This window comes from Stenotrophomonas sp. CS3K5 (assembly GCF_059515225.1).
In genome coordinates, this window is record NZ_JCAKRX010000017.1 from 44,548 (window position 1) to 65,800 (window position 21,253).

Genomic DNA, 21,253 nt, shown 5'->3' on the forward strand with positions numbered 1-21,253 from the left:
TGTACTGCTGGGGTTGGTGATGTTGCTGCCCTTGCCGTCTGTTGATGCCCGGCCTGCGTCTGCGCGGGTTGAGACGATGCGGATTCTGCACCCCAGGGAGTTCGAGATTCTGCAGAGCCATGCGCAGGCGTTTGTCAGTGCGAAGGCGTATGAGGGGTATGCGCTGTATGCGGGTGGGACGCCGGAAGCCTGGTTCCAGATTCGCCATCGCGGGCGGGCCGTGTTGGTGGCCGAGAATGCGCCGGGTGGGCTGGTGATTCGAGTGCCGGCGGGGGCAGAGCCGCTGGCATCGGATGTTCTACGGTTGCGTGAGCATTTCCGCATATGGGTCGTGCATTCGGGGCCCTCGGTAGAGGAGTAGTCGCCTCGAGAATATTTCAAAGGCCAGTAATTCCTTCACGGATCAGCTCCAAAGATTTACTTCTTCCCGGCAACTTTTGTCACGAACAGTGCATGCAGTCCGTTGGCGAGATAGGCTCCCTTTGCGCCGTCATATTTCCGCGCGGCATCTGGCCAGGCAATGAATTTCCGATCCTCCCTGGTCCCGCGCTGGCCACTTTCAGCATCAACTGCGACCACCTTTTCCCCAAGTGACTTTGCCGTATTCAATACGATCTCTACGAACTTCTCGGTGCGCTGGTCACCCGCGGGAATTGAAGCCCTTAGCTCCCCGTTGATCAGGGAATTCGGCAGGAAGTCCGCAGTCCTTGCCCTTAGAAGGCTCATGAGGCCTGAACCAACCAAGGCATAAATCCAACCCTTGCCCGATGGATGAGGCTTGACGTAACGCACATGGAAGTCATTTTGGGAAACCACTGAGGAATCCACGATAGTTACATGAGCACCCTTACATTCATCGATCCGACTTCTGAATATCGGCTGCCCGGCCTCTGACTGCTCATCCATGCTTACGAATCTAGTCGACGGATGAATCGCAAGCAACGCATCAGCAAAATTCACCTCATCAAGAGCGGTCATAAATACACACTGTTGAATCAATTTTGAACCAGCCACTATATACCCCACTCAAGTTCTTCAGTGCGCGTATTTGTCGAGTCTTGACCCGACACCCTTGACGCCTTGATCATGTAAAGCACACCAGCCTAGGACCGACCCGCCAGCGCCTCCTCAAGAACTTCGACGATGTACTCCGCAAGCTGCGGCATGGACGATGCACAGCTTCTTTCGGGGCATGCCGGCACAACCTCTCCGTTGAGGTCAACGTAGGCGCGCTTTACGCCAAGACCCCGATAGAACACCAGCGACTTCAGATCCGGCAGTGATTCCATCACTCCCTTGCGGAGAATCGGCCAACTACCATCTTCGATACGAAGTGTCACTATATTGTGGACGGGCATCACGTCGTCAGAATCAAGAATCGCATCAATCATTTCCGGAGCATCCAACTGCGCGTCAATGAACTGCGCCAGCCTCCATCGCTCTGAAACATGAATCATCCGACCCACTCCATACCCGCCTTTGGGCAGCGGAACCGCAAAGACGTCACCAACCTCAGCCTTGATCTTCTTTGGCATCCAATCTCTCTCACGTTCACGCCACGCATGTCCATGCAGGGTCAACCCCAGCTACACGCTTAAGCATAGTTCGCAACGGAATCCAGCGGGACGCCCTCCACTGCGCCATTCCAACTGCCGCTGGTCTGCTGTTCGTTGATTCGCTTGAAGTAGTGCGAGTCCTCGGTGGACCCAATGCACTTCGCTTTGCCGTTCCAACCTACTGATCCAACTGGTTGTCCAGTACATGAAGTTCCGTGCCCGCGAAGTCCACTCTCGGGTCGATGTGCCACAACAGCCCTTCGGACTCGCCATAGGAGCACTTGCCCGCACCCCGGGCGCAGGCGCTGCGCTGGCTCAGACAGCCACCACGATCTCTCACAGCGCGCTGCAAACACGTGGACCGAATCCTTTGCATTCAAGCTCTTCTCGGCCTTGGCCCAAGTAGAAATGCGCGACGCACCTGGCAAACTCAAGCCAGCCGGACAATTTCCTCCAGAAAATGTCGAAAATCTTCAGCAAACGGCTCGTAGCTGCCATCGGACCAATCGCGCCTGACAACCGGGTACTCGCCATTGATCAGCCCGTTGCTTGCATCAAAATAGAATGACTCATCTGTATCGGGGAGGTGGATCGAGATGTATCCGACAGGCAACCCACCATCTCGAGCGTCCAATCTGAAGTTGTAAATCAAATCACTGTCAGTGATGTCACGCACATCCCTCGGAGCAAGTGTCAGTACAGGATATGCGCCCACCTTAAGATTTCCGAACTTGAGGAGCCATTCCCTATACGATTCTGGCAGCGGTATTCCCAACTCATCCTCAGCTTCCTGAATGAGACCAGGATCAACTTGACGACCGGAAAACACCACGACTCGCGGCCGCTGCGCCACCAATGCTTCAAGCCTCTCAAACATGAACATTCCCCATTACCGGCAACCAGCGACTATTGATTACATCCTTTGGTTCCAATGCAACTACCCACGACTATCAAACCGACCGGCGAGCAAAAATCAAATTCCACATTTTCCATGCCAAATTCAAAACAACGGAAATAGTATGCCTTCTGTAATTTGGACTCCCCGGAAAGCTCGACCTGAAGGCGCATTACTTCGCGCACCAGACTGCTCAACTCTGAAATCTGCACGTGCAGATCGTAGACAAAGTGATCCTGTGCCCGCTGACAAGCGATAGTGCAAGTCCGATGGAGTCATGAGGGGAATGGACCCAAGGCTTGTCAACGGCGTGAGCGATGCGCTTGCCGTTGGGCGCGCATATTCGTGGCGAGCGCCCAATACCTTCCGATGCCTGAGACCAAGGCCAACCGGACACATTTAGCGAATCACAACCCCATCTGAAATGCAGCCCGAAAGCTGATCTTGGATTGTACATTCAACAAATTTGCTCTTCGCCACAGATCCAGACAACACCTTGATGCCGGTAAAGTCACAGCGCTCAAATACACAACTAATGAAATGTACACTTGACAAATTTGCCTCGAGAAATCTGCACTCAACGAATCTGCAGTCCGTGGCAAATGACTTGGATAGATTAGCACTCGAGAAATCACAGCCAACGAACTCGCCACCCAGTCGCGCCCCATTTAGTTTTGCCCCAACAAAACTGCATGAATCGAACTTCCTCCTCACAAATACATTGCGCATATCTATGCGATCGAACCTGCACTCTTTCGCCTCAGACTCGTTAACGCTAGCGCCGTCCTTGAAAATGGCATCCGAGAGATCAATCCTCTCGATTCCCAGGTACCTAACAGGTGTCGCGAGCGTGACACCGCGGAAGTCCTCAAAGCCCTGACCATTAACTCCGAATGGAGATTCGGGCATCGATGCCATCTTCATCAACCTGGCCGCCTCGCGGAGACGACCTTCAATCGCCTGCAACTGCTCTGTTTGCCATCTTGCACGCGCCTCTTTTACCTTCATTAACCACATCCTCGAGGACCATGAATTGAATTTGTGCCGTGGGCGCTATTGTACTTGGCAAGCTTCCCCACCTGCCCGGATGTCGTGATGTCGACCACGGCAACCTTGCCATTCCTCAGGCGAGCCTGATAGTCAGGCCGCATCGTATTTCCCTTTGCATTCTTCAGCCCATCCATGTGCCCGGAATTGAACAACACACCGGAATCGATAAGGTATCTGTTGTTTACAAGGGATACATCTGCTATTTGCTGAATCGCATTGCCCCGCGCAAGCTGTATAGGAATATCGGCATAACGGTCTCCCCCAGCGAGAATATCCTTGTATATCCTCCCCCACGCGGTTCCTCTGGTAATACCTCTGTCCAGCGCCTTCTCGGCAAAGGAATTGGCCGCATCGATCTCGCGGGCCACCCTATCCCACGCCACGTCGCCCGTCAGACCCTCCACGGTAAGGCCCAGCGGGTCGGCCCAGGTTAGGGAATTGGGACCAAAGCCATGCAAGTTCGTGCCAGCGTGCATCCCAAGAGGATCGGAAGATACAAATAATCCGAGATAGGCATCGTAGTATCTAGATCTGTTGTAAGAAAGACCACTTTCCTCATCCCAATATTGCCCGAGCAGCCGCACTGGATTAGATATTTCATCCACCTCAACAACGCCCACTGCCCCGCCGGGCGTGGACATCGCAGACCAAACAATTCGACCATCCGGCTTTACGATTCGACGAGGCAACCCATTGGGATCCAATTGATAGATATTAACTTCCGAAACGAGCACCCCCGATTCTTGCTTGGTTCCAGAACCCACAAGGTTACCCGCATGTACCACTTCAGTGGCCGCTCCACGCTGATCCGTACTGTCTCCGATGACAGGTGAGTTGAGACTCAACACCGCACTGATCGGCTCAAGCGCTTCCTGTTCCCGCAGTTTGCTCGTACCAGTCCACCGCCCCAAAGTGACATCGCCGAGCATCCCCATGGAAAGGGGTCGTCCAGACTCGGCCTTGGGGGCGCCACTGGACGCTGCTCGCAGCGTTTTATCCTGAGGGTTCAACCCCCTCTCCGCATTGTCCGGTTGCGCGGTTTGGCGGTTAGACCGGAGTACATCCCTCGCTAGCAGCGCCAACGGCACAAACGTCCCCGGGTAGTACACATACTCCCGCACCCGCTCATGCAGCTTCTCCAACCGCCGCTGCCGCCGCCTCACCTCCACCAGGCTGGCCACGTTCCCGACCCACACCGGCGCCGCCTCTTCGGCATCATTGGCCTGCTGCACCTCACCCAGCAACGCATCTCCATCCCAGAAGAACCACGTGGTCTGTGTCGGATTGCGCTTGAACACCCGCCGACCCAACGGGTCATATCCGTAGTACGTTGACTGCCCGTTGCGGCGGCTCTCGGCCAACCGATGGTTGGCATCCCAGATGAGCGTCAGGTCATCCGGCGCATGCCCATGCGGCGCGCCCTTGCGCACAAGGTCGCCTGCCCGGTCAAACACATAGTGCATGCCCTGGTAGGTGCCCTCGCGCGTCCAGGTGGTCAGGTCGTCATCGTCGCCGCCCACTACCTTGCGCGCCTGCACCTGCTTTACCTCGGTGCGCAGCCGGTCGCCCGCCGGGTCGTTGAAGTAGCGCTCCACCTTCCCTTTCGGGTCGATGTGCTGCAGCAGTCGCCCGATCGCGTCGTAGCGGTACTCGTCCACGCCCTGCGCGCTGTCGCTGCGCTTGGTCAGGTTGCCACTGCGGTCGTAGTCGTAACGCGTCTCGAACAGCGGCGCGGCATCCTTCAGCACCGACTGCGAGGTCAGCAGGTTGCGGCTGTCATAGGTGAAGTCGCGCTGCAGATGCGGGCTCAGCTGCTCGCGTGTCGTGCGTCCCAACGCGTCGCGTTCAATGGAGATCGGCGACTCGTCGTTGATCGCCACCGACACCGTCTGGTCGCGCAGGTCGTAGCCAAACGCCACCCGGTTACCCGCCGAGGTCTCCCGCAGGACCTCATTTCCCACTTCATCGTAGCCATAGCCCACGCGGAAGCCATCCTGCAGCTCTTCCAGCAGCTGGCCCAGCGGGTCATACACGCGCTTCACCGTGCGTGCCGGATTGCGCAGCTCGACAATCTGCCCCTGCACGTCGTAGACAAAGTGTTCCTGTACCTGCTGGCCAGGATGGCGTACATCCGGCAGCGTCTTGCGGGTGATGCGCCCAAGCTTGTCGGTCGTGAAGGCGATGCGCTGGCCCAGCGGATCCAGGGTCGCCGTCAGCCGCCCTGCAGCATCGTAGCTGTAGCGCCGTGATTGCCCCCAGTAGTCCACTTCCTCGACGATGCGGCCCAGCGCATCGCGTACAAGCTGATAGGTCTCACCGCGCTGATTGATGACCGCGATGAGCTGTTCTTCGGTGTCGTAGCGATACTCCACGCTGTGCCCATCGGCCTGCAGGCGCTTGCCGATCTGGCCGATGCCCACGTACTGCAGCCGCGTCTGCGCGCCCACTTCATCGGTGTAGCGCACCAGCTGATCTTCGGCATCGTACTCGCAGCGCACACCGTTCCCATCGGGGCCAGCAGTGGCCAGCAGGCGCCCCTTGGCGTCGTACTCGTAGCGGCTGGTCTGTCCCAGCGGATCCACCTGGCGCAGCAGATTGCCGAGCGGATCGTGCTCGAAGCGGCTCTCATGGCCCAGGGCATCGATGACCGCGGCCACCAGTCCATGACGGTCATAGCGCAGTTGCGTGACCGCCTGCCGTGCGTTGGTCTGCGCGTGCAACTGGCCCTGTGCGTCGTAGTCGAAGCGGGTGGTCGCACCCAACGGATCGGTCTGGCTGACCAGCAGGCCATGGCTGTCATACGCCTGTTGCCAGTCGACGCCATCCGGCGTCCGCAACGACACCATGTGGTCGTCCAGGTCGTACTCCATCTGGATCGTCGTGCCATCGGCGCGGGTCAGGCAGATCAGGTTGCCATGCGCATCATAGGCAAACGCCGTTCGCAGTCCCTCCGGATCGGTCACCGCCACGGTCCGCCCGAAATCGTCGTACTCGAACAGCGTCACGCCATCGAGCGGATCGATCTCGCACAGCGGCAGCTGGTTCTCGTCAAACTTGACCACGCTCAAATGACCCAGCGAGTCGGTCACCCGGGTCTCGCGCAGCAGCGCGTCGTACTCGAAGTGGTAGTCGTACAGGCCGCCATCGCCCCACGAATGCACCACCCTGCCCTGCGCGTCGAACGCGTAATGGAAGGACAGCCCAACGCGGTCGGTATGCCGCACCATGCGGTGCTGCGCGTAGGCAAAGGTGCGCGGCGCGCCCAGCGCATCCACTGCCGCCAGCAGATCGCCGTCGGCACTGTAGCGGTAGCTCACCAGCGGATGCACCAGGCCGGTGGCCGGGTCATGCAGCGCCATGCGGTCGATGCGGCCGTGGCGCGCCTCCACCTCGATGAAACGGCCCTGCAGATCACCGATGCCACTCTCGACGATGCGCACCAGATGGCCGTCGCGACGCTCGAACCGCCAGTGGTTGCCGTGCGCGTCCTCGATGCGCTCGATCGGCCAGGACTGTGGATTCGGCAGCACGCTCACGCCTGCCGGCAGTTCGCCGCCGAACACATACTTCAGGCCACTCTTGAAGCGCACCTGCCACTGCCCGCGCCGCCGCAGCAGGCGCGCGCCATCGACGAAATCGAGGATCGCCCCGGCCTCGCCTTCGGCGGGTGGCAGCTCCGGGAAGAACGCGACCTGGTCCGGGCCGGACAACCACACGCTGCCGTCGTCCAGAAGCTCCAGGCGGATATCGGCGGGCGTCTGCCAGCCGGCGCCGCACAGTCCCGGCTCACCCGCCCTGCGCGAGCCATAACTGCGCTGCCAGGCGAAGGACAGCCGCCCCGGAATGTCGAAGTCCTGGTGGCTGACCACCACGCTGCCATCGCGGATATCCACCGGCTCGGCACGCAGCACCTTGCATTTCAGGAAGCCGGAGGGCAGATGGCCCCACTTGCCCCGCCGCCACTTGGCGAACGCATCCATCTTCTTGCGGAAGAACGCACTCTTGCGCAGCTTGCCCAGTCCGGCGAACGCGGCGCGGAACGCCAGCGCGGTCCATGACACCGTCGGTGGCCCTCCCACCTTGACGCTGGTGGGAATGGCCACATTCAGGCCAGTCGGCAGCGACATCGCACGCAGTGGCTTCTTCGGCTTCTTCACCCGGAACGGATTGATCATGCCGGCCAGGTTGCAGTCCAGCACCGGCATCGCCAGCCGCGAGAACGGCTCGCCATCGGCCGACACCGTGCGGCTGCCCATGAAGATCTCTTCGCCGTCGAACTGCGGCCCCATCGGCGCAGCCAGCGGCGGTCCCCACACGCCCAGTGGAATGTGGATGTCCAGGCCGCCGGTACCGGCGGTGCCGCGATGCACGCCGTTGACCTTGATGGTCGAGCCGATGAACGGAATGTAGTCGAACGGATCCAGCACCAGGCCGATATGCGGCGTCGGCAGCGGGCACGGCGGCACCGCGTACATGTGGATGTCGATGCCCAGCTGCGGATCGAAATGCTTGGCGGCGATGCTCACGGCAACACTCCCTGTTGCTTTACAAGGCGCGGAACAACGCGCGCAGGAACGCCTTTACTTCGTCACGGTACTCGGCGCTGATCCAGGTCACGACGATGATGCCCAGCACGATGGCCACCAGCATCACCACGGTCTTGTTCGACTTCATGCAACAGCCACTCCTGTAACGGCAGGCCCGGCCGGCGCCGCCACGGACGCCTGCAGCAGGCCACTGGGATCGGGCAACGGCTGCATCGCCGGCGGCTCGCTCCACACCGGTATCTCGTGATCGAGCGGGTGTTCGATGGCTGGCAGGCCGTTCCAGCCCGGGTCGAGAAAGTCGCGGCCCACGGCCACGATCTTGCGGAAGAATTCGTCGCCGCCCTGGATCAACCGCTCGCGCTCCTGCTGGGCACGGTGGAAGCCACGCTCCAGCGCCGCATCCAGCTCCGCGTCGATGGCGTCCAATGCCGGCCGTGCGGGTCGCGGGCCAAGCGCACGGCCCTGTGCATCGGCCTTTTCCAGCAGGCCGGTACTGGCCTGCAGGTAATCGGCGGCCACCTGCTGCAGCGATTCGCAGCGGCGCGCGTCCTGCAGCTGCAACAGGTCCCACAACGCTTGCGGCAGCGTGGTGGCCTTGCGGTCGGCCGGCGCCAGCGGCTTGGCGATGCGGATCGCCTCCAGCAACTGGGTGCGCGCCGCTTCGCGGTGTCCGGCCTGCAACTGGCACCAGCCGGCCATGCGCTGGCCCTCCAGCGCGAACATCGGGTGCGGAATGCTGGCCGCCGACGTCGAGGCCTGCAGGTAGGTCTGCGCGGCACGCTCGGGCTGCTTGGCGGCCAACCAGCAACCGGCCTCGCCGAACCAGCTCTGCATCACCAGTTCCGGCGCAGCCGGGTTCCCGCTCATGCGTGCACCTTCGGCCGCACTGCGCGCCTGCCGGTAGCTGTTGATCGCCTGGCCGTGATCGCCGTGCTTCAACCATGCACCGGCCACCATCATCTGCACCACCGACTGCTGGTCCTGCCAGCCCTGCCGCTGCGCCAGCCCTTGTGCGCGCTCTGCGCGGGCAACGACCTGGGAGGGGCTGCCGCGTTCGAGCAACAGCATCAGGTCGGCCAGCAGCTGCCGGTACAGCACTTCCGGGCCGCGACCGCCAGACTGCGCGGCGGTATCGCGGGCAATGCCGAACATGTCGATCGGCGCACTGACCACGCGCGCGATCCTGCCGTGCCGTTCCAGCAACGACTGCCAGCGCGGATCCTCCTCGCTATCCACCAGTACCAGACGCAGGCGCGGGCCGGGGCCGGCGGCCAGCGCGGCGTCCACCCAGCGCTCGAAACCTTCGCCGGGCACGCTGCGCTCCGGCTCCAGCACCGCCGCCAGCAGGCGCAGGTGTTCGCCGTGGTGATCGATGAAACTCTCCAGCACCTCGACCACGCCTTGGGCGCTGTCCGGATGCCCTTCATGCGGGCCGCGCCAGCCCAGCGGCACCTGCTGCGCGCGTAGATCCTCCTGGCTGGCCACATAGCGCTCCAGCAGATCCTGCTTGAGTTGCCGGCTGTAGCGGAAGCCCAGTTCGTAGGCGGTATCGATGCGCAGGAAGTAGTCCGGTGTATCGCGCCCGGCATCGTGGCGCTGCATCTCAAAGAACGCGGCCAGCAACCGACTGGCGGCGGCCGGCAAGCGCCAGACCAGCAGACGCCGGCTGCTGTCGGCGCTGGCCTCCAGCCAGGCATCGCGCAATGCGTTCAGGCCGCGCAGCATGGGGGTGTCCTGCATGGTGTGTCTCCCGTGCGGCTCAGCAGTTGAGCTTGATCTCGCTGCCATTGACCGAAACACCACCGGCATCGATCACCACTTCCGAACCCCCGGCGGTGATCTTGATCGCGCTGTCGGTGATCTCGATGACCGATCCGCCGACCTTGCTGGTGAGCTTGACTGCCGATTCCAGGCTCATCGCGCCGTCCGAGCCCTGGCTGTGGGTACCGCTGGCGTCCTGGCTGAAATTGCCGGTGACATCGATCACCCGCTCGCCGACATTGCTGTCGTCCACCTTGCCCTGCACCTTGCGCTTGTCCTGCCCGGTGATGGTGACTTCGCGGGCGGCCTGCAGCGTTTCGGTGACCAGGCCACCCACGGTGCGGCTGGAGGTGGAGGTGACGGTCTCGGTCCAGGTGCCGGTGCGCTGGCTGGTGTAGTTGCCGGTCAGGGTGGTCTTGAAATCGCCGGTAATGGTCTCGGTGTAGCCGGCGGCAGCAATCGTCTTTGTTTGGCCGGTCTCGTACTTCTCGGTTACCGCGCCGGTCACGTTGGTGGTGCGGGTACCGGTGACGCCGAGCGTATCGGTGCCGGTGACGGTGATGCCGCGGTTGCCGCCGACACTGATGTCCTGGTTGGCGCCCACGCCCATGGTGTGGTTCACCGCCACCGTGGTCGACTTGTTGTTCTGGATGCTGGCGTTCTGGTCGTTGAGCACGGTGGTGACCATGTCGCGCTGCGCGCGCATGTTCAGCAGCTCGCCACCGGCACCATCGTGCATGGTGATCTCGTTCCAGCCGGCGCCTTTGACCGTCTTCGACTTCAGGCCGCTCACTTCCATGCCGAACGGCGGCATGTTGTCTTCGTTGTAGACGCGCCCGGTGATGATCGGGCGATCCGGGTCACCATCGAGGAAATCGACGATCACCTCCTGGCCGACGCGCGGTGGCGACACGCCGCCCATGTCGGCGCCGGCCCACGGGCTGGCGCTGCGGATCCAGCACGAGGCGTTTTCGCGGCGGTCCAGCTGGCGATCCCAGTGGAACTGCACTTTCACCCGTCCGTAGCGGTCGGCATGCAGCTCCTCACCCGGCGGGCCGACCACAGTGGCGGTCTGCGGGCCCGGCATGCGCGGCCACGGCGTGCGCCGCAACGGGCGGTACGGGATGCGCCGGCGCAGCACTTCGGCCTGCACTTCCACACTGGGCGCTTCGGCGCTGCCGAAATCGGCGGCGAAGTTGTTGTGGCCTTCGCGCTGCACGCTGACCACGAAGAAGCTGCGATCGGCATCGTCGCGGCCGATGAAATCGGGGTGTCGCTCCAGTTCGAAGCAGGCGCCGGCGTCGAGCTCACCGGCATTGCCGGCGCATTCGAACAGCTTGGTCGGCCAGGTCACCTCTTCATTGCGTACGTTGGCCAGCGCGGTACCGATGCGGCTGTTGCTGAAGCGTGCTGCACCATCGTAGCGGTACTGCTCCAGCGGCGGCAGCAGGCCCAGTGGCACCTGGTTGCCCTGATTGCCATCCAGCGCCTGGCTGGGCTGCTTGAAATCAAAACTGCGCAGGGTCTGCACGCTCGGCCCGACCCGGCGTCGCGCGCCCCAGCGGTGCAGGCCGGTACTGGCCAGCGTGCCCTGATCGGAGACGAAGGCAATCGGGCGTGGCTCGCCATGCACCGTGCTCAACGTGGAATCGTCGCTGATCACCATCGTGTGGCCTTCTTCATCGTGCACGAAGCTGTAGTACAGCCCGGCGTCCTCGAGCAGGCGGCTGACGAAGGCGTAGTCCGATTCGTTGTACTGCACGCAGTACGGCAACGGCGCCAGCTTGCCGGCGTTGAGGTCGTAACGGAACTTCGCCAGCTGCGCGTAGCCGGCGAACACCTCTTCAACGATCTGCAACGCGGTGCGGTCCTGGAAGATGCGGCAGTTACAGGTGTAGTCCAGGAACGCGAACCACGGCGCCAGCTCGGCGCGATACGCACTGAACTGTGCCTGCTGGCCGGTGCTGGCGAACTCGCGCACGTAGCCGTGCACGCTGCGGCTGCCGAACTCGTCGCCCAGCTGCAGGCGCAGCGGCTGCCCGACTAGCTGCTTCAGCTCCAGCCGTGGCTGGATCGAGAGCAGGTCGATGCGGTAGGTGAACGGGTTCGACACCGCCTCGCTTCCTTCGAAGCGCTTGACCAGGAACGTGTCCGGATCCAAGGCGGTTTCGACGCGGATCAGGCGTCGGTCCTGGTGCAGGCGCTGCAGCGCGGCGCCGGGAAGCAGTGATTCGGCGTACATCGGGCGTTCCGTCGTCCCATGTTGGTCGTGGCCCGACTTTGCCATTGACCTGTGACATGCGCCAGCTTTTTGACGCACCTGCCTCTGGATAAGGAGATGAATTGATTAAGAAAATTGAAGGGAGTGCGAACTTGATCACAGATATGCGGGTATGTGACGGCTGTTCAGGACGGCGTCCGAGGCGCACCATGTGCGCCCGCTTTCAAAAGGATGTGTCATGCGCCCGCTGTATCTCTGTGTCCTGTTGGCCACGTCATTGCCGGCCGCTGCCGCCCCTTCGGCGCCCTTCCCCTTCACCCACCACGACTGGACCCTGGCCTGCGACAACACCCGTACCTGTCGCGCGGCGGGCTACCAGCAGGACGAAGGTGATGCAGCGCCAGTGTCGGTCCTGCTGACCCGCGCCGCCGGGCCCGGCCAGCGCGTCGACGCGCAGCTGCTGCTGGGCCAGTACGACGAGGACTCGCCGAGGCCCCCGGCGCAGGCGCAGGCGCAGCTGCAGATCAACGGCAAGGATCTGGGCCGCTTGCAGCTGCAGGGCGGCGGCGCCACGCTTTCCGCCGCACAGACCGATGCCCTGCTGGCCGCGTTGACCCGCAGCAGCCGCATCGTGGTGATCGGCAACGGCCAGCAGCGCTGGACGCTGTCCGACCGCGGCGCCTCGGCGGTGCTGCTGAAGATGGACGAATTCCAGGGCCGCCTTGGCACCACGGGCGCACTGATGCGCAAGGGAAGCGCCAGTGAAGGCAAGGTGCTGCCGGCACTGCCGGTGCCGGTGGTGGTGCTGGCCAAGCTGGTACCCACGCGCGCCGGCGATGCCGCGCTGGAGCAGTCGTCTGCGCTGCGGGCTGCGTTGCGCAGCGCGACGCCGGGCGATGACTGCAGCGCGATCAGCGCCGAGGGCGATCCGATGATCAGCGAGCCGCAGGAACTGAGTGTCACCCGCCTGTCGAAGGACAAGGTGCTGGTGTCGACGCTGTGCTGGCGCGCTGCCTACAACGAGGGCTACGGCTTCTGGGTGGCCAACGACAAGGCGCCGTTCCAGCCGGTGCTGGTGACCACCTCCGGGACCGACAACGACGGCTCCACCATCAGCGCCTGGCAGAAGGGTCGCGGCCTCGGCGATTGCGGCTGGACCGCCGACTGGGGCTGGGATGGCAAGCGCTTCGTGGCCACCAGTGAAGCCACCTCCGGCCTGTGCCGGATGGTGACCGCCGGTGGCGCATGGGAAATGCCCACCGTCGTCAGCAGGATCCAGCACTGAGCCTGACAACGGCCTCGCGCATGCCGATGCGCGAGGCAATGCAGCCGCTCACGCCGGCAGGCAATGCTCGACGATCAGCTGGATGGCGCTGCCACCGCGATAGTCATCGCAGGCCAGCCGGTAGGCCAGACGCACGTGGCGGCTCGGCGCATTGCCATCCCAGCCGCCGAAATGGATCGCGTTGATCGTGCCGGGCACGCCCGGCAGGCGCAGTTCCAGCTTGAGGTGGCGCTCCTTCAGCACGCGCCAGTTGGCCACTTCGAAATGGCCATCGAACAGCGGCTCGGGGAAGCCCTGCCCCCAAGGACCGGCCAGACGCAGCGCATCAGCGTGGCGATGGTCCAGTTCGTCCGCCGCCAGTTCGCCGTCGCTGAGCACCTGCTGTTGAAGTGCTGCCGGATCGAGCATTTCCAGCACGACGGCGACGAAGGCCGCCTTGAAGCCTTCAAGGTGATCCACGCGCAGGCTGAGGCCGGCTGCCATGGCGTGGCCGCCGAAGCGTTCGATCAGGCCCGGATGGCGTGCATCGACCAACGCCAGTGCGTCACGGATATGCAGGCCAGGGATCGACCGCGCGGAGCCACGCAGGGTGTCGGCACCGGGTTCGGCCGGGGCGAAGGCGATGACGGGCCGATGCAGGCGATCCTTCATTTTCGACGCGACCAGTCCGACCACGCCCGGATGCCACTCGGCATCGAACAGGCAGGCCGCCACCGGCCGTTGCCCGGCCATCTCCAGCACCACACGGGTCAGCGCCTGCTCGGCATCGTCGGTCATCGACTGCTGCACCGCGCGGCGTTCCGCATTGATCTGCTCCAGCGTCTGCGCGATCTCGCGCGCCTGGCGCGGATCCTCGGTCAGCAATAGCGCGATGCCCAGCGCCATGTCTTCCAGCCGGCCGGCGGCATTCAGGCGTGGCCCCAGCGCGAAGCCGATGTCGGTGGCGGTCAGTCGCGCAGCATCGCGGCCGCTGGCTTCGATCAGGGCGCGCAGGCCGACACAGCCCTGCCCTGCCCGCAGCCGGCGCAGGCCCGCACTGACCAGCGCACGATTGTTCGGGTCCAGCGCCACCAGGTCGGCGACGGTGCCGACCGCTACCAGGTCCAGCAACGTGGTCAGGTCTGGGCCCTTGCCATCGGCGAAGACGCCGGCCTCGCGCATCTGCCGGCGCAGCGCCATCAACACGTAGAAGATCACGCCGACACCGGCCAGCGACTTGCTGGGGAAGGCATCGCCGTCCAGATTGGGATCAACGATGACGTCGGCCGGCGGCAGCTGTGGGCCGGGCAGATGATGGTCGGTGACCAGCACCTGCCAGCCGCGCGCCTTGGCCGCGGTCACGCCGGCATGGCAGGCGATGCCGTGGTCGACGGTGACCAGCAGGTCCGGCTGCAGTGCGGCCAGCTCCTCCACCAGCGATGGCGACAGGCCGTAGCCATGCACCATGCGGTTCGGCACCGCGTGGAAGACATGCTGCGAACCGAGCATGCGCAGGCCACGCACGCCCACCGCACAGGCGGTGGCACCATCGCAGTCGAAATCACCGACCACCAGGATGCGCTTGTCATTGGCGATGGCCTCGATCAGCAGTCCCACTGCATCATCGATGCCGGTCAGCAGTTCCGGCGCATGCAGGTTGCCCAGCTTGGGCAGTGCCAGTTCCGGGGTGTGCGCGCCGCGGGCGGCGTACAGGCGTGCAAGCAGTGGCAGCGTGCCGTCGGGCCACGCACCGGGCACGACTGCATCGCGGCGGCGGATCATCGGCGTATCGGAGGCGGGCTGCACAGCTTCGGCGGCAAGGGACATCGGCATCGCCGGTTACGAAAGACCCGTCGATGATACCGCCACGGCAACCGACCGGTGCAGTCGACTGTCAGTCGACTCCACCGGATCCAATCGGCGCTCAATCGTGAAGCTGGCGCGGCTTCTTCCAGAACTGCCAGCGCTGGCCACGGTCGAGCTGGAACTGCAGGCCATCCTCGAAATCGAGCACCAACCGCTGCAGCTCGCCACGCTTGAGCGCGGCCAGCAACGGGCGGATCGCATCGCTGCCCAACTGCTGCAATGAACGCAGCTGGCGCAGGTCGACCAGGGCATCCACCGCCTGCTCGCCATCGACGGCAACGCCTGCGGCCTGGGCCAGGCCCTGCAGCAGCGCGTCGCGGCTGCGCACCTGCGCGTGCGCGGTGCTGACCGACACCGGCATCACGCCACCGCCCCAGAACCACAGCGAATTGATCGGCTGGTGGCCCTGCGCGGCACGTTGCTGGTTCCAGGAATGGTTGTGCAGCAGCACCTGCGCTTCGGTCATCAGCGCGCGCCAGCGACGACCGCCCTCGCCTTCGGGCAGGTGCGAGAACAGGTCATCGCCCAGCACTTCGTCGGGGCTGTCGAAATCCGGCAACGCCAGATCGATCGGCAATCGCAGATACCACCGCGAGGGATCGGGCGCATCCAGCACAAAACCGGCGTCGGCGAACAGCGGCTGCAGTACCGGCAGCAGGGCCAGACTGTCGGCCAACGTTGGCCGCAGCGTTTCGCCGTAGGCCATCATCCGTGCGCCGTGCATGTCCGGCACCATGCAGGCCGGGTCGGCGCGCAGCCAGCTGGCGCCGGCGGCGTCGCCGACGTCGCGCTGGCGGGTCAACGCGGCCACCGGCCAATGCGGCGCGGCGACCGTGAAATGGCGCGTCAGCTGCGCGCGTTCGCCCGGCGCGACCTGCAGCGTGGTGGCACGGCCGAGCGCGCGTGCCACATCATCCGGCAGCGCAGCCGCAGCAAAGCGGCTGCGTGCCGGCAACAGCAGGGTCGCCGTTGCCACGCGTCAGTCCACGTAGCTGACGCTGACGATTTCGTACTCGCGCTGGCCGGCCGGGGCGTCGATCACGATCGAGTCGCCTTCCAGCTTGCCGATCATCGCGCGCGCCACCGGCGAGGAAATCGCGATCAGGCCCAGCTTGATGTCCGCTTCCAGGTCACCGACGATCTGGTACTTCTTCTCTTCGTCGGTTTCCACGTCGGCCAGGGTCACGCTGGCGCCGAACACCACCTTCGAACCGGCGTTGAGCTTGCTCACGTCGATGATCTCGGCGTGCGACAGCTCGCCTTCCAGCTGCTTGATGCGGCCTTCGATGAAGCCCTGTTCCTCGCGCGCAGCGTGGTACTCGGCGTTCTCCTTCAGGTCACCGTGCTCGCGCGCCTCGGCGATGGCCGCAATGACCTTCGGACGCTTGACCGACTTCAGGTGATCCAGTTCATCGCGCAACCTCTGCGCGCCCTTCATTGTGATGGGGGCTCTCATGCATTCAACTCCTTGTGCAGCTCCTGCAGCGACCAGACGGGGCCGGTGCCGCGGAATTCCAGTGAATCCACCAGCGCCTTGGCGCCGGCAATGGTGGTCGAGTAGGTGACGCGATGCTGCAGCGCCTCGCGACGGATCGAGAACGAATCGTTGATCGCCGAGCGACCTTCGGTCGTGTTGACGATGTAGACGATCTCGCCGTTCTTGATCGAGTCGACGATGTGCGGACGGCCTTCGACCACCTTGTTGATGATCTCGCAGTCCATGCCGTGCTGCTGCAGCCACGCGGCGGTGCCACGGGTGGCGACCAGGCTGTAGCCACGCGCCAGCAGCGCCTTGGCCACCGGCAGCACGCGCTTCTTGTCCGGATCGCGCACCGACACGAAGGCCTTGCCGATCGGCGGGGTCTTGATACCACCGGCCTCCTGCGCCCGCGCGAAGGCGGCGTTGAAGGTACGGCCCACGCCCATCACTTCCCCGGTCGAGCGCATTTCCGGCCCGAGGATCGGATCGACGCCCTGGAACTTGGCGAACGGGAAGATCGCTTCCTTCACCGAGTAGTAGTCCGGCACGATTTCCTTGGTCGCGCCCTGCTCGGCCAGGGTCTTGCCGGCCATGCAGCGGGCAGCGATCTTGGCAAGCGCCATGCCGGTGGCCTTGGACACGAACGGCACGGTGCGCGAGGCACGCGGGTTCACTTCCAGCAGGTAGATGGTGTCGGCACCTTCATCGCTGGTCTGGATCGCGAACTGGGTGTTCATCAGGCCGACCACGTTCAGGGCCTTGGCCAGCTCCACCACCTGGCGACGCAGCTCGGCCTGGGTCTCGGCCGACAGCGAGTACGGCGGCAGCGAGCAGGACGAGTCGCCCGAGTGCACGCCAGCCTCTTCGATGTGCTCCATCACGCCGCCGATCAGCACGTTGCCATCCTTGTCGGCAATGATGTCGACGTCACACTCGACGGCGTTGTCGAGGAAGCGGTCCAGCAGAACCGGCGAATCGTTGGACACCTTCACCGCGTCGCGCACGTAGCGGGCCAGGTCGGATTCACCGTAGACGATTTCCATCGCACGGCCGCCCAGCACGTAGCTCGGGCGCACCACCAGCGGGTAGCCGATCTCGCGGGCCAGCAGCAGGGCTTCCTGGTCGTTGCGGGCGATGCGGTTCGGCGGCTGCTTCAGGCCGAGCTTGTCGACCAGCTGCTGGAAGCGCTCGCGGTCTTCGGCCAGGTCGATCGAGTCCGGGCTGGTGCCGATCACCGGCACGCCGTTGGCTTCCAGCGCGCGCGCCAGCTTCAGCGGGGTCTGGCCGCCGTACTGCACGATCACGCCCTTGGGCTGTTCCAGTTCGACGATTTCCAGCACGTCTTCCAGGGTCAGCGGTTCGAAGTACAGGCGATCGGAGGTGTCGTAGTCGGTCGACACGGTTTCCGGGTTGCAGTTGACCATGATGGTTTCATAACCATCCTCGCGCAGCGCCAGCGCCGCGTGCACGCAGCAGTAGTCGAACTCGATGCCCTGGCCGATGCGGTTCGGGCCACCGCCGAGGATCATGATCTTGTCGCGGTTGCTCGGCGCGGCCTCGCACTCGTCCTCGTAGGTCGAGTACAGGTAGGCGGTACCGGTGGAGAACTCACCGGCGCACGAGTCCACGCGCTTGTAGACCGGGCGCACCTTGTGCGCACGGCGCAGCGCGCGGATGGCCGCTTCGTTGGTGCCGGTCAGCTGTGCCAGGCGGGCGTCGGAGAAACCGGCGCGCTTGAGCTTGCGCAGGCGTGCAGCATCCAGCGCATCGATGCCACCGGCAGCGACGTCAGCCTCGGCAGCGATGATCTCTTCGATCTGGTCCAGGAACCAGTGATCGATGAAGGACAGTGCGTAGATCTCTTCCACGCTCATGCCGGCGCGGAACGCATCGGCGACGAAGAACAGACGCTCCGGACCCGGTGCCTTCAGTTCGCGGCGCAGGGTCTGCAGGTCTTCTTCGTTGCCCAGGTCCAGGCCGGTCGGATCGAAGCCGACCTTGCCGGTTTCCAGGCCACGCAGCGCCTTCTGCACCGACTCCTGGAAGGTACGGCCCATCGCCATCACCTCGCCCACCGACTTCATCTGGGTAGTCAGGCGCGCGTCGGCCGCCGGGAACTTCTCGAAGGCGAAGCGCGGAATCTTGGTGACCACGTAGTCGATGGACGGCTCGAACGAGGCCGGGGTCAGGCCGCCGGTGATCTCGTTCTTCAGTTCGTCCAGGGTGTAGCCCACGGCCAGCTTGGCGGCGACCTTGGCGATCGGGAAGCCGGTGGCCTTGGAGGCCAGCGCCGAGGAACGCGACACGCGCGGGTTCATCTCGATCACGACCACGCGGCCGGTCTTCGGGTTGATGCCGAACTGCACGTTCGAGCCGCCGGTATCCACGCCGATCTTGCGCAGCACGGCGATGGAGGCATCGCGCAGGCGCTGGTATTCCTTGTCGGTCAGGGTCTGTGCCGGGGCGACGGTGATCGAGTCACCGGTGTGCACGCCCATCGGGTCCAGGTTCTCGATCGAGCAGACGATGATGCAGTTGTCCGCGGTATCGCGGACCACTTCCATCTCGAACTCCTTCCAGCCCAGCACCGACTCTTCCACCAGCACTTCGGTGGTCGGCGACAGCTCCAGGCCGCGGCTGACGATCTCCACCAGCTCTTCGCGGTTGTAGGCGATGCCGCCACCGCTGCCGCCCAGGGTGAAGCTGGGGCGGATGATGGTCGGGTAGCCGACCCGGGTCTGGATCTCCAGCGCTTCGTCCAGGGTGTGGGCGACGGCGGCGGTCGGGCATTCCAGGCCGATCTCACCCATGGCCACGCGGAACAGCTCGCGGTCTTCGGCCATGCGGATCGCTTCGCGCTTGGCACCGATCAGCTCGACGTTGTACTTCTCCAGCACGCCGTGGTCGGCCAGGTCCAGCGCGCAGTTCAGCGCGGTCTGGCCACCCATGGTCGGCAGCAGCGCATCGGGCTTTTCCTTGGCGATGATCTTCTCGACCGTCTGCCAGTTGATCGGCTCGATGTAGACGGCGTCAGCCATCTCCGGGTCGGTCATGATCGTGGCCGGGTTGCTGTTGACCAGCACCACGCGGTAACCCTCGTCGCGCAGGGCCTTGCAGGCCTGGGCGCCGGAGTAGTCGAACTCGCAGGCCTGGCCGATGACGATCGGGCCAGCACCGATGATGAGGATGGTCTTGAGGTCAGTGCGCTTGGGCATTTTCTTCTCTAAGTCAGTACAGCGTGACAAGGGGGAGTGATCGCACGCTGTCGATCAGGAATCTTGATCCGCAGCGCCGCGCCAGGGGCAGCAGCGATGCGGGGGCTTTCGGTCCATCGCGACGCCACCGGCGGGCCGGCGGCGTACTGATCACGCCTTGGCCTGCTCCATCAGCGCCACGAAGCGGTCGAACAGCGGGCCGACATCGGTCGGGCCCGGCGACGCTTCCGGGTGGCCCTGGAACGAGAATGCCGGCACGTCGGTGCGGGCCACGCCCTGGTTGGTACCGTCGAACAGCGAGCGGTGGGTCACGCGCAGGGTGGCCGGCAGGGTCGCTTCATCGATCGCGAAGCCGTGGTTCTGCGAGGTGATCATCACCCGGCCGTTGTCCAGGTCCTGCACCGGGTGGTTGGCACCGTGGTGGCCGTGGCCCATCTTCATGGTCTTCGCGCCCGAGGCCAGGCCCAGCAGCTGGTGGCCCAGGCAGATGCCGAAGGTCGGGATCTTCACATCGATGAAGGTCTTGATCGCTTCGATGGCGTAGTCGCACGGTTCCGGGTCACCCGGGCCGTTGGACAGGAACACGCCGTCCGGCTTCAGCGCCAGCACTTCGGCGGCCGGCGTCTGGGCCGGCACCACGGTCACTTCGCAGCCGCGCTCGGCCAGCATGCGCAGGATGTTGGTCTTCACGCCGAAGTCGTAGGCCACGACCTTGAACCGGGCCGGCACGCTGACGAAGGCATTGGCGTCCAGGTCCAGCTGGCCCTCGGTCCAGGTGTAGGTCTTCTCGGTAGTGACGACCTTGGCCAGATCCATGCCCTTCAGCCCCGGGAACTTGCGGGCCGCTTCCAGTGCCCTTTCCACGTCGATGTCGCCGGCCATCAGCGCACCGTTCTGCGCGCCCTTCTCGCGCAGGATGCGGGTCAGCTTGCGGGTGTCGATACCGGCGATGGCGACCACGCCACGCTGGATCAGCCAGTCCTGCAGCGACACCTGGCTGCGCCAGTTGCTGGGACGGCGCGGCACGTCGCGCACAATCAGGCCGGCCGACCACACCTTGGACGCTTCATTGTCCTGGTCGGTCATGCCGGTGTTGCCGATATGCGGATAGGTCAGCGTGACCATCTGCCGGGCGTAGGACGGGTCGGTCAGCACTTCCTGGTAACCGGTCATGGCGGTGTTGAACACCACCTCACCGACGGACAGGCCGGGCGCGCCTACGGATTCGCCCTCGAATACGGTGCCGTCTTCGAGGACGAGGATTGCGGCTTGGGTCACGGAAATCTCACTTTGGCTACCGAGGGGGTGCCGAAGTCACGCCTGTGCTTCTCGGGAATCGGGTTGCAAAAAAGCGCGGACGTACGGTACAGGACCGGTCCGGCTTTGGTGATTCGGCGA

Annotated in this window: 15 protein-coding genes; 2 read left to right on the plus strand and 13 right to left on the minus strand. The window is 64.0% G+C overall.

The features are described from left to right. Positions 1–19 precede the first annotated feature (19 nt). Positions 20–361, plus strand: coding sequence for a hypothetical protein (locus AC5YGJ_RS19460; RefSeq protein ID WP_496187464.1), 342 nt, complete (start codon positions 20–22; stop codon positions 359–361). Positions 362–417: 56 nt separating this feature from the next. Here AC5YGJ_RS19460 and AC5YGJ_RS19465 read toward each other — a convergent pair whose 3' ends face one another. From AC5YGJ_RS19465 to AC5YGJ_RS19500, 8 genes are all read right to left on the minus strand, one after another. Further along, entirely contained in the window at positions 418–1,026 is a 609-nt protein-coding gene (locus AC5YGJ_RS19465; protein WP_496187465.1) for a DUF8467 domain-containing protein, read from the minus strand. A gap of 77 nt (positions 1,027–1,103) precedes the next feature. Continuing rightward, positions 1,104–1,535, minus strand: a complete 432-nt coding sequence (locus AC5YGJ_RS19470) for an Imm26 family immunity protein (RefSeq protein WP_496187466.1) — start codon at positions 1,533–1,535, stop codon at positions 1,104–1,106. Positions 1,536–1,986: 451 nt separating this feature from the next. Continuing rightward, on the minus strand, positions 1,987–2,439 hold the full coding sequence (locus AC5YGJ_RS19475; protein WP_496187467.1) for an SMI1/KNR4 family protein: 453 nt from the start codon (positions 2,437–2,439) through the stop codon (positions 1,987–1,989). A gap of 411 nt (positions 2,440–2,850) precedes the next feature. Then, a complete protein-coding gene (locus AC5YGJ_RS19480; RefSeq protein WP_496187468.1) occupies positions 2,851–3,459 on the minus strand; it encodes a pentapeptide repeat-containing protein in 609 nt (202 codons plus the stop codon). Beyond that, complete coding sequence (locus tag AC5YGJ_RS19485) at positions 3,459–8,027, minus strand: RHS repeat-associated core domain-containing protein (protein ID WP_496187469.1); 4,569 nt, start codon at positions 8,025–8,027, stop codon at positions 3,459–3,461. The genes AC5YGJ_RS19480 and AC5YGJ_RS19485 overlap by 1 nt, the downstream gene beginning before the upstream one ends. Before the next feature lie 19 nt (positions 8,028–8,046). Then, positions 8,047–8,175 (minus strand): hypothetical protein, encoded by a 129-nt coding sequence (locus AC5YGJ_RS19490; protein ID WP_006441023.1) that lies wholly within the window; start codon positions 8,173–8,175, stop codon positions 8,047–8,049. Continuing rightward, entirely contained in the window at positions 8,172–9,788 is a 1,617-nt protein-coding gene (locus AC5YGJ_RS19495; RefSeq protein WP_496187470.1) for a hypothetical protein, read from the minus strand. The genes AC5YGJ_RS19490 and AC5YGJ_RS19495 overlap by 4 nt, the downstream gene beginning before the upstream one ends. Positions 9,789–9,807: 19 nt before the next feature. Next, entirely contained in the window at positions 9,808–12,051 is a 2,244-nt protein-coding gene (locus AC5YGJ_RS19500; RefSeq protein ID WP_496187471.1) for a type VI secretion system Vgr family protein, read from the minus strand. 217 nt (positions 12,052–12,268) lie between these two features. Here AC5YGJ_RS19500 and AC5YGJ_RS19505 point away from each other — a divergent pair, with 217 nt between their 5' ends. Further along, entirely contained in the window at positions 12,269–13,315 is a 1,047-nt protein-coding gene (locus AC5YGJ_RS19505) for a DUF1176 domain-containing protein (protein ID WP_496187472.1), read from the plus strand. Between the two features lie 48 nt (positions 13,316–13,363). Here the strand turns inward: AC5YGJ_RS19505 and recJ are convergent, their stop codons facing one another. The 5 genes from recJ to carA form a co-directional block, all read right to left on the minus strand. Continuing rightward, positions 13,364–15,121: a single-stranded-DNA-specific exonuclease RecJ gene (gene recJ, locus AC5YGJ_RS19510; RefSeq protein ID WP_496187473.1), complete on the minus strand. Its 1,758-nt coding sequence runs from the start codon at positions 15,119–15,121 to the stop codon at positions 13,364–13,366. Between the two features lie 97 nt (positions 15,122–15,218). After that, a complete protein-coding gene (locus AC5YGJ_RS19515; protein WP_496187474.1) occupies positions 15,219–16,136 on the minus strand; it encodes a phosphoglycerate mutase in 918 nt (305 codons plus the stop codon). Positions 16,137–16,139: 3 nt separating this feature from the next. Further along, entirely contained in the window at positions 16,140–16,604 is a 465-nt protein-coding gene (gene greA / locus AC5YGJ_RS19520; RefSeq protein ID WP_170272484.1) for a transcription elongation factor GreA, read from the minus strand. An 8-nt stretch (positions 16,605–16,612) separates the two neighbouring features. Then, positions 16,613–19,855 carry a carbamoyl-phosphate synthase large subunit gene (gene carB, locus AC5YGJ_RS19525; protein WP_496187475.1) on the minus strand — a complete coding sequence of 1,081 codons (3,243 nt, stop codon included), beginning with the start codon at positions 19,853–19,855 and terminating at the stop codon, positions 16,613–16,615. A gap of 150 nt (positions 19,856–20,005) precedes the next feature. Beyond that, on the minus strand, positions 20,006–21,133 hold the full coding sequence (gene carA / locus AC5YGJ_RS19530; RefSeq protein WP_496187476.1) for a glutamine-hydrolyzing carbamoyl-phosphate synthase small subunit: 1,128 nt from the start codon (positions 21,131–21,133) through the stop codon (positions 20,006–20,008). Between the last annotated feature and the right edge of the window lie 120 nt (positions 21,134–21,253).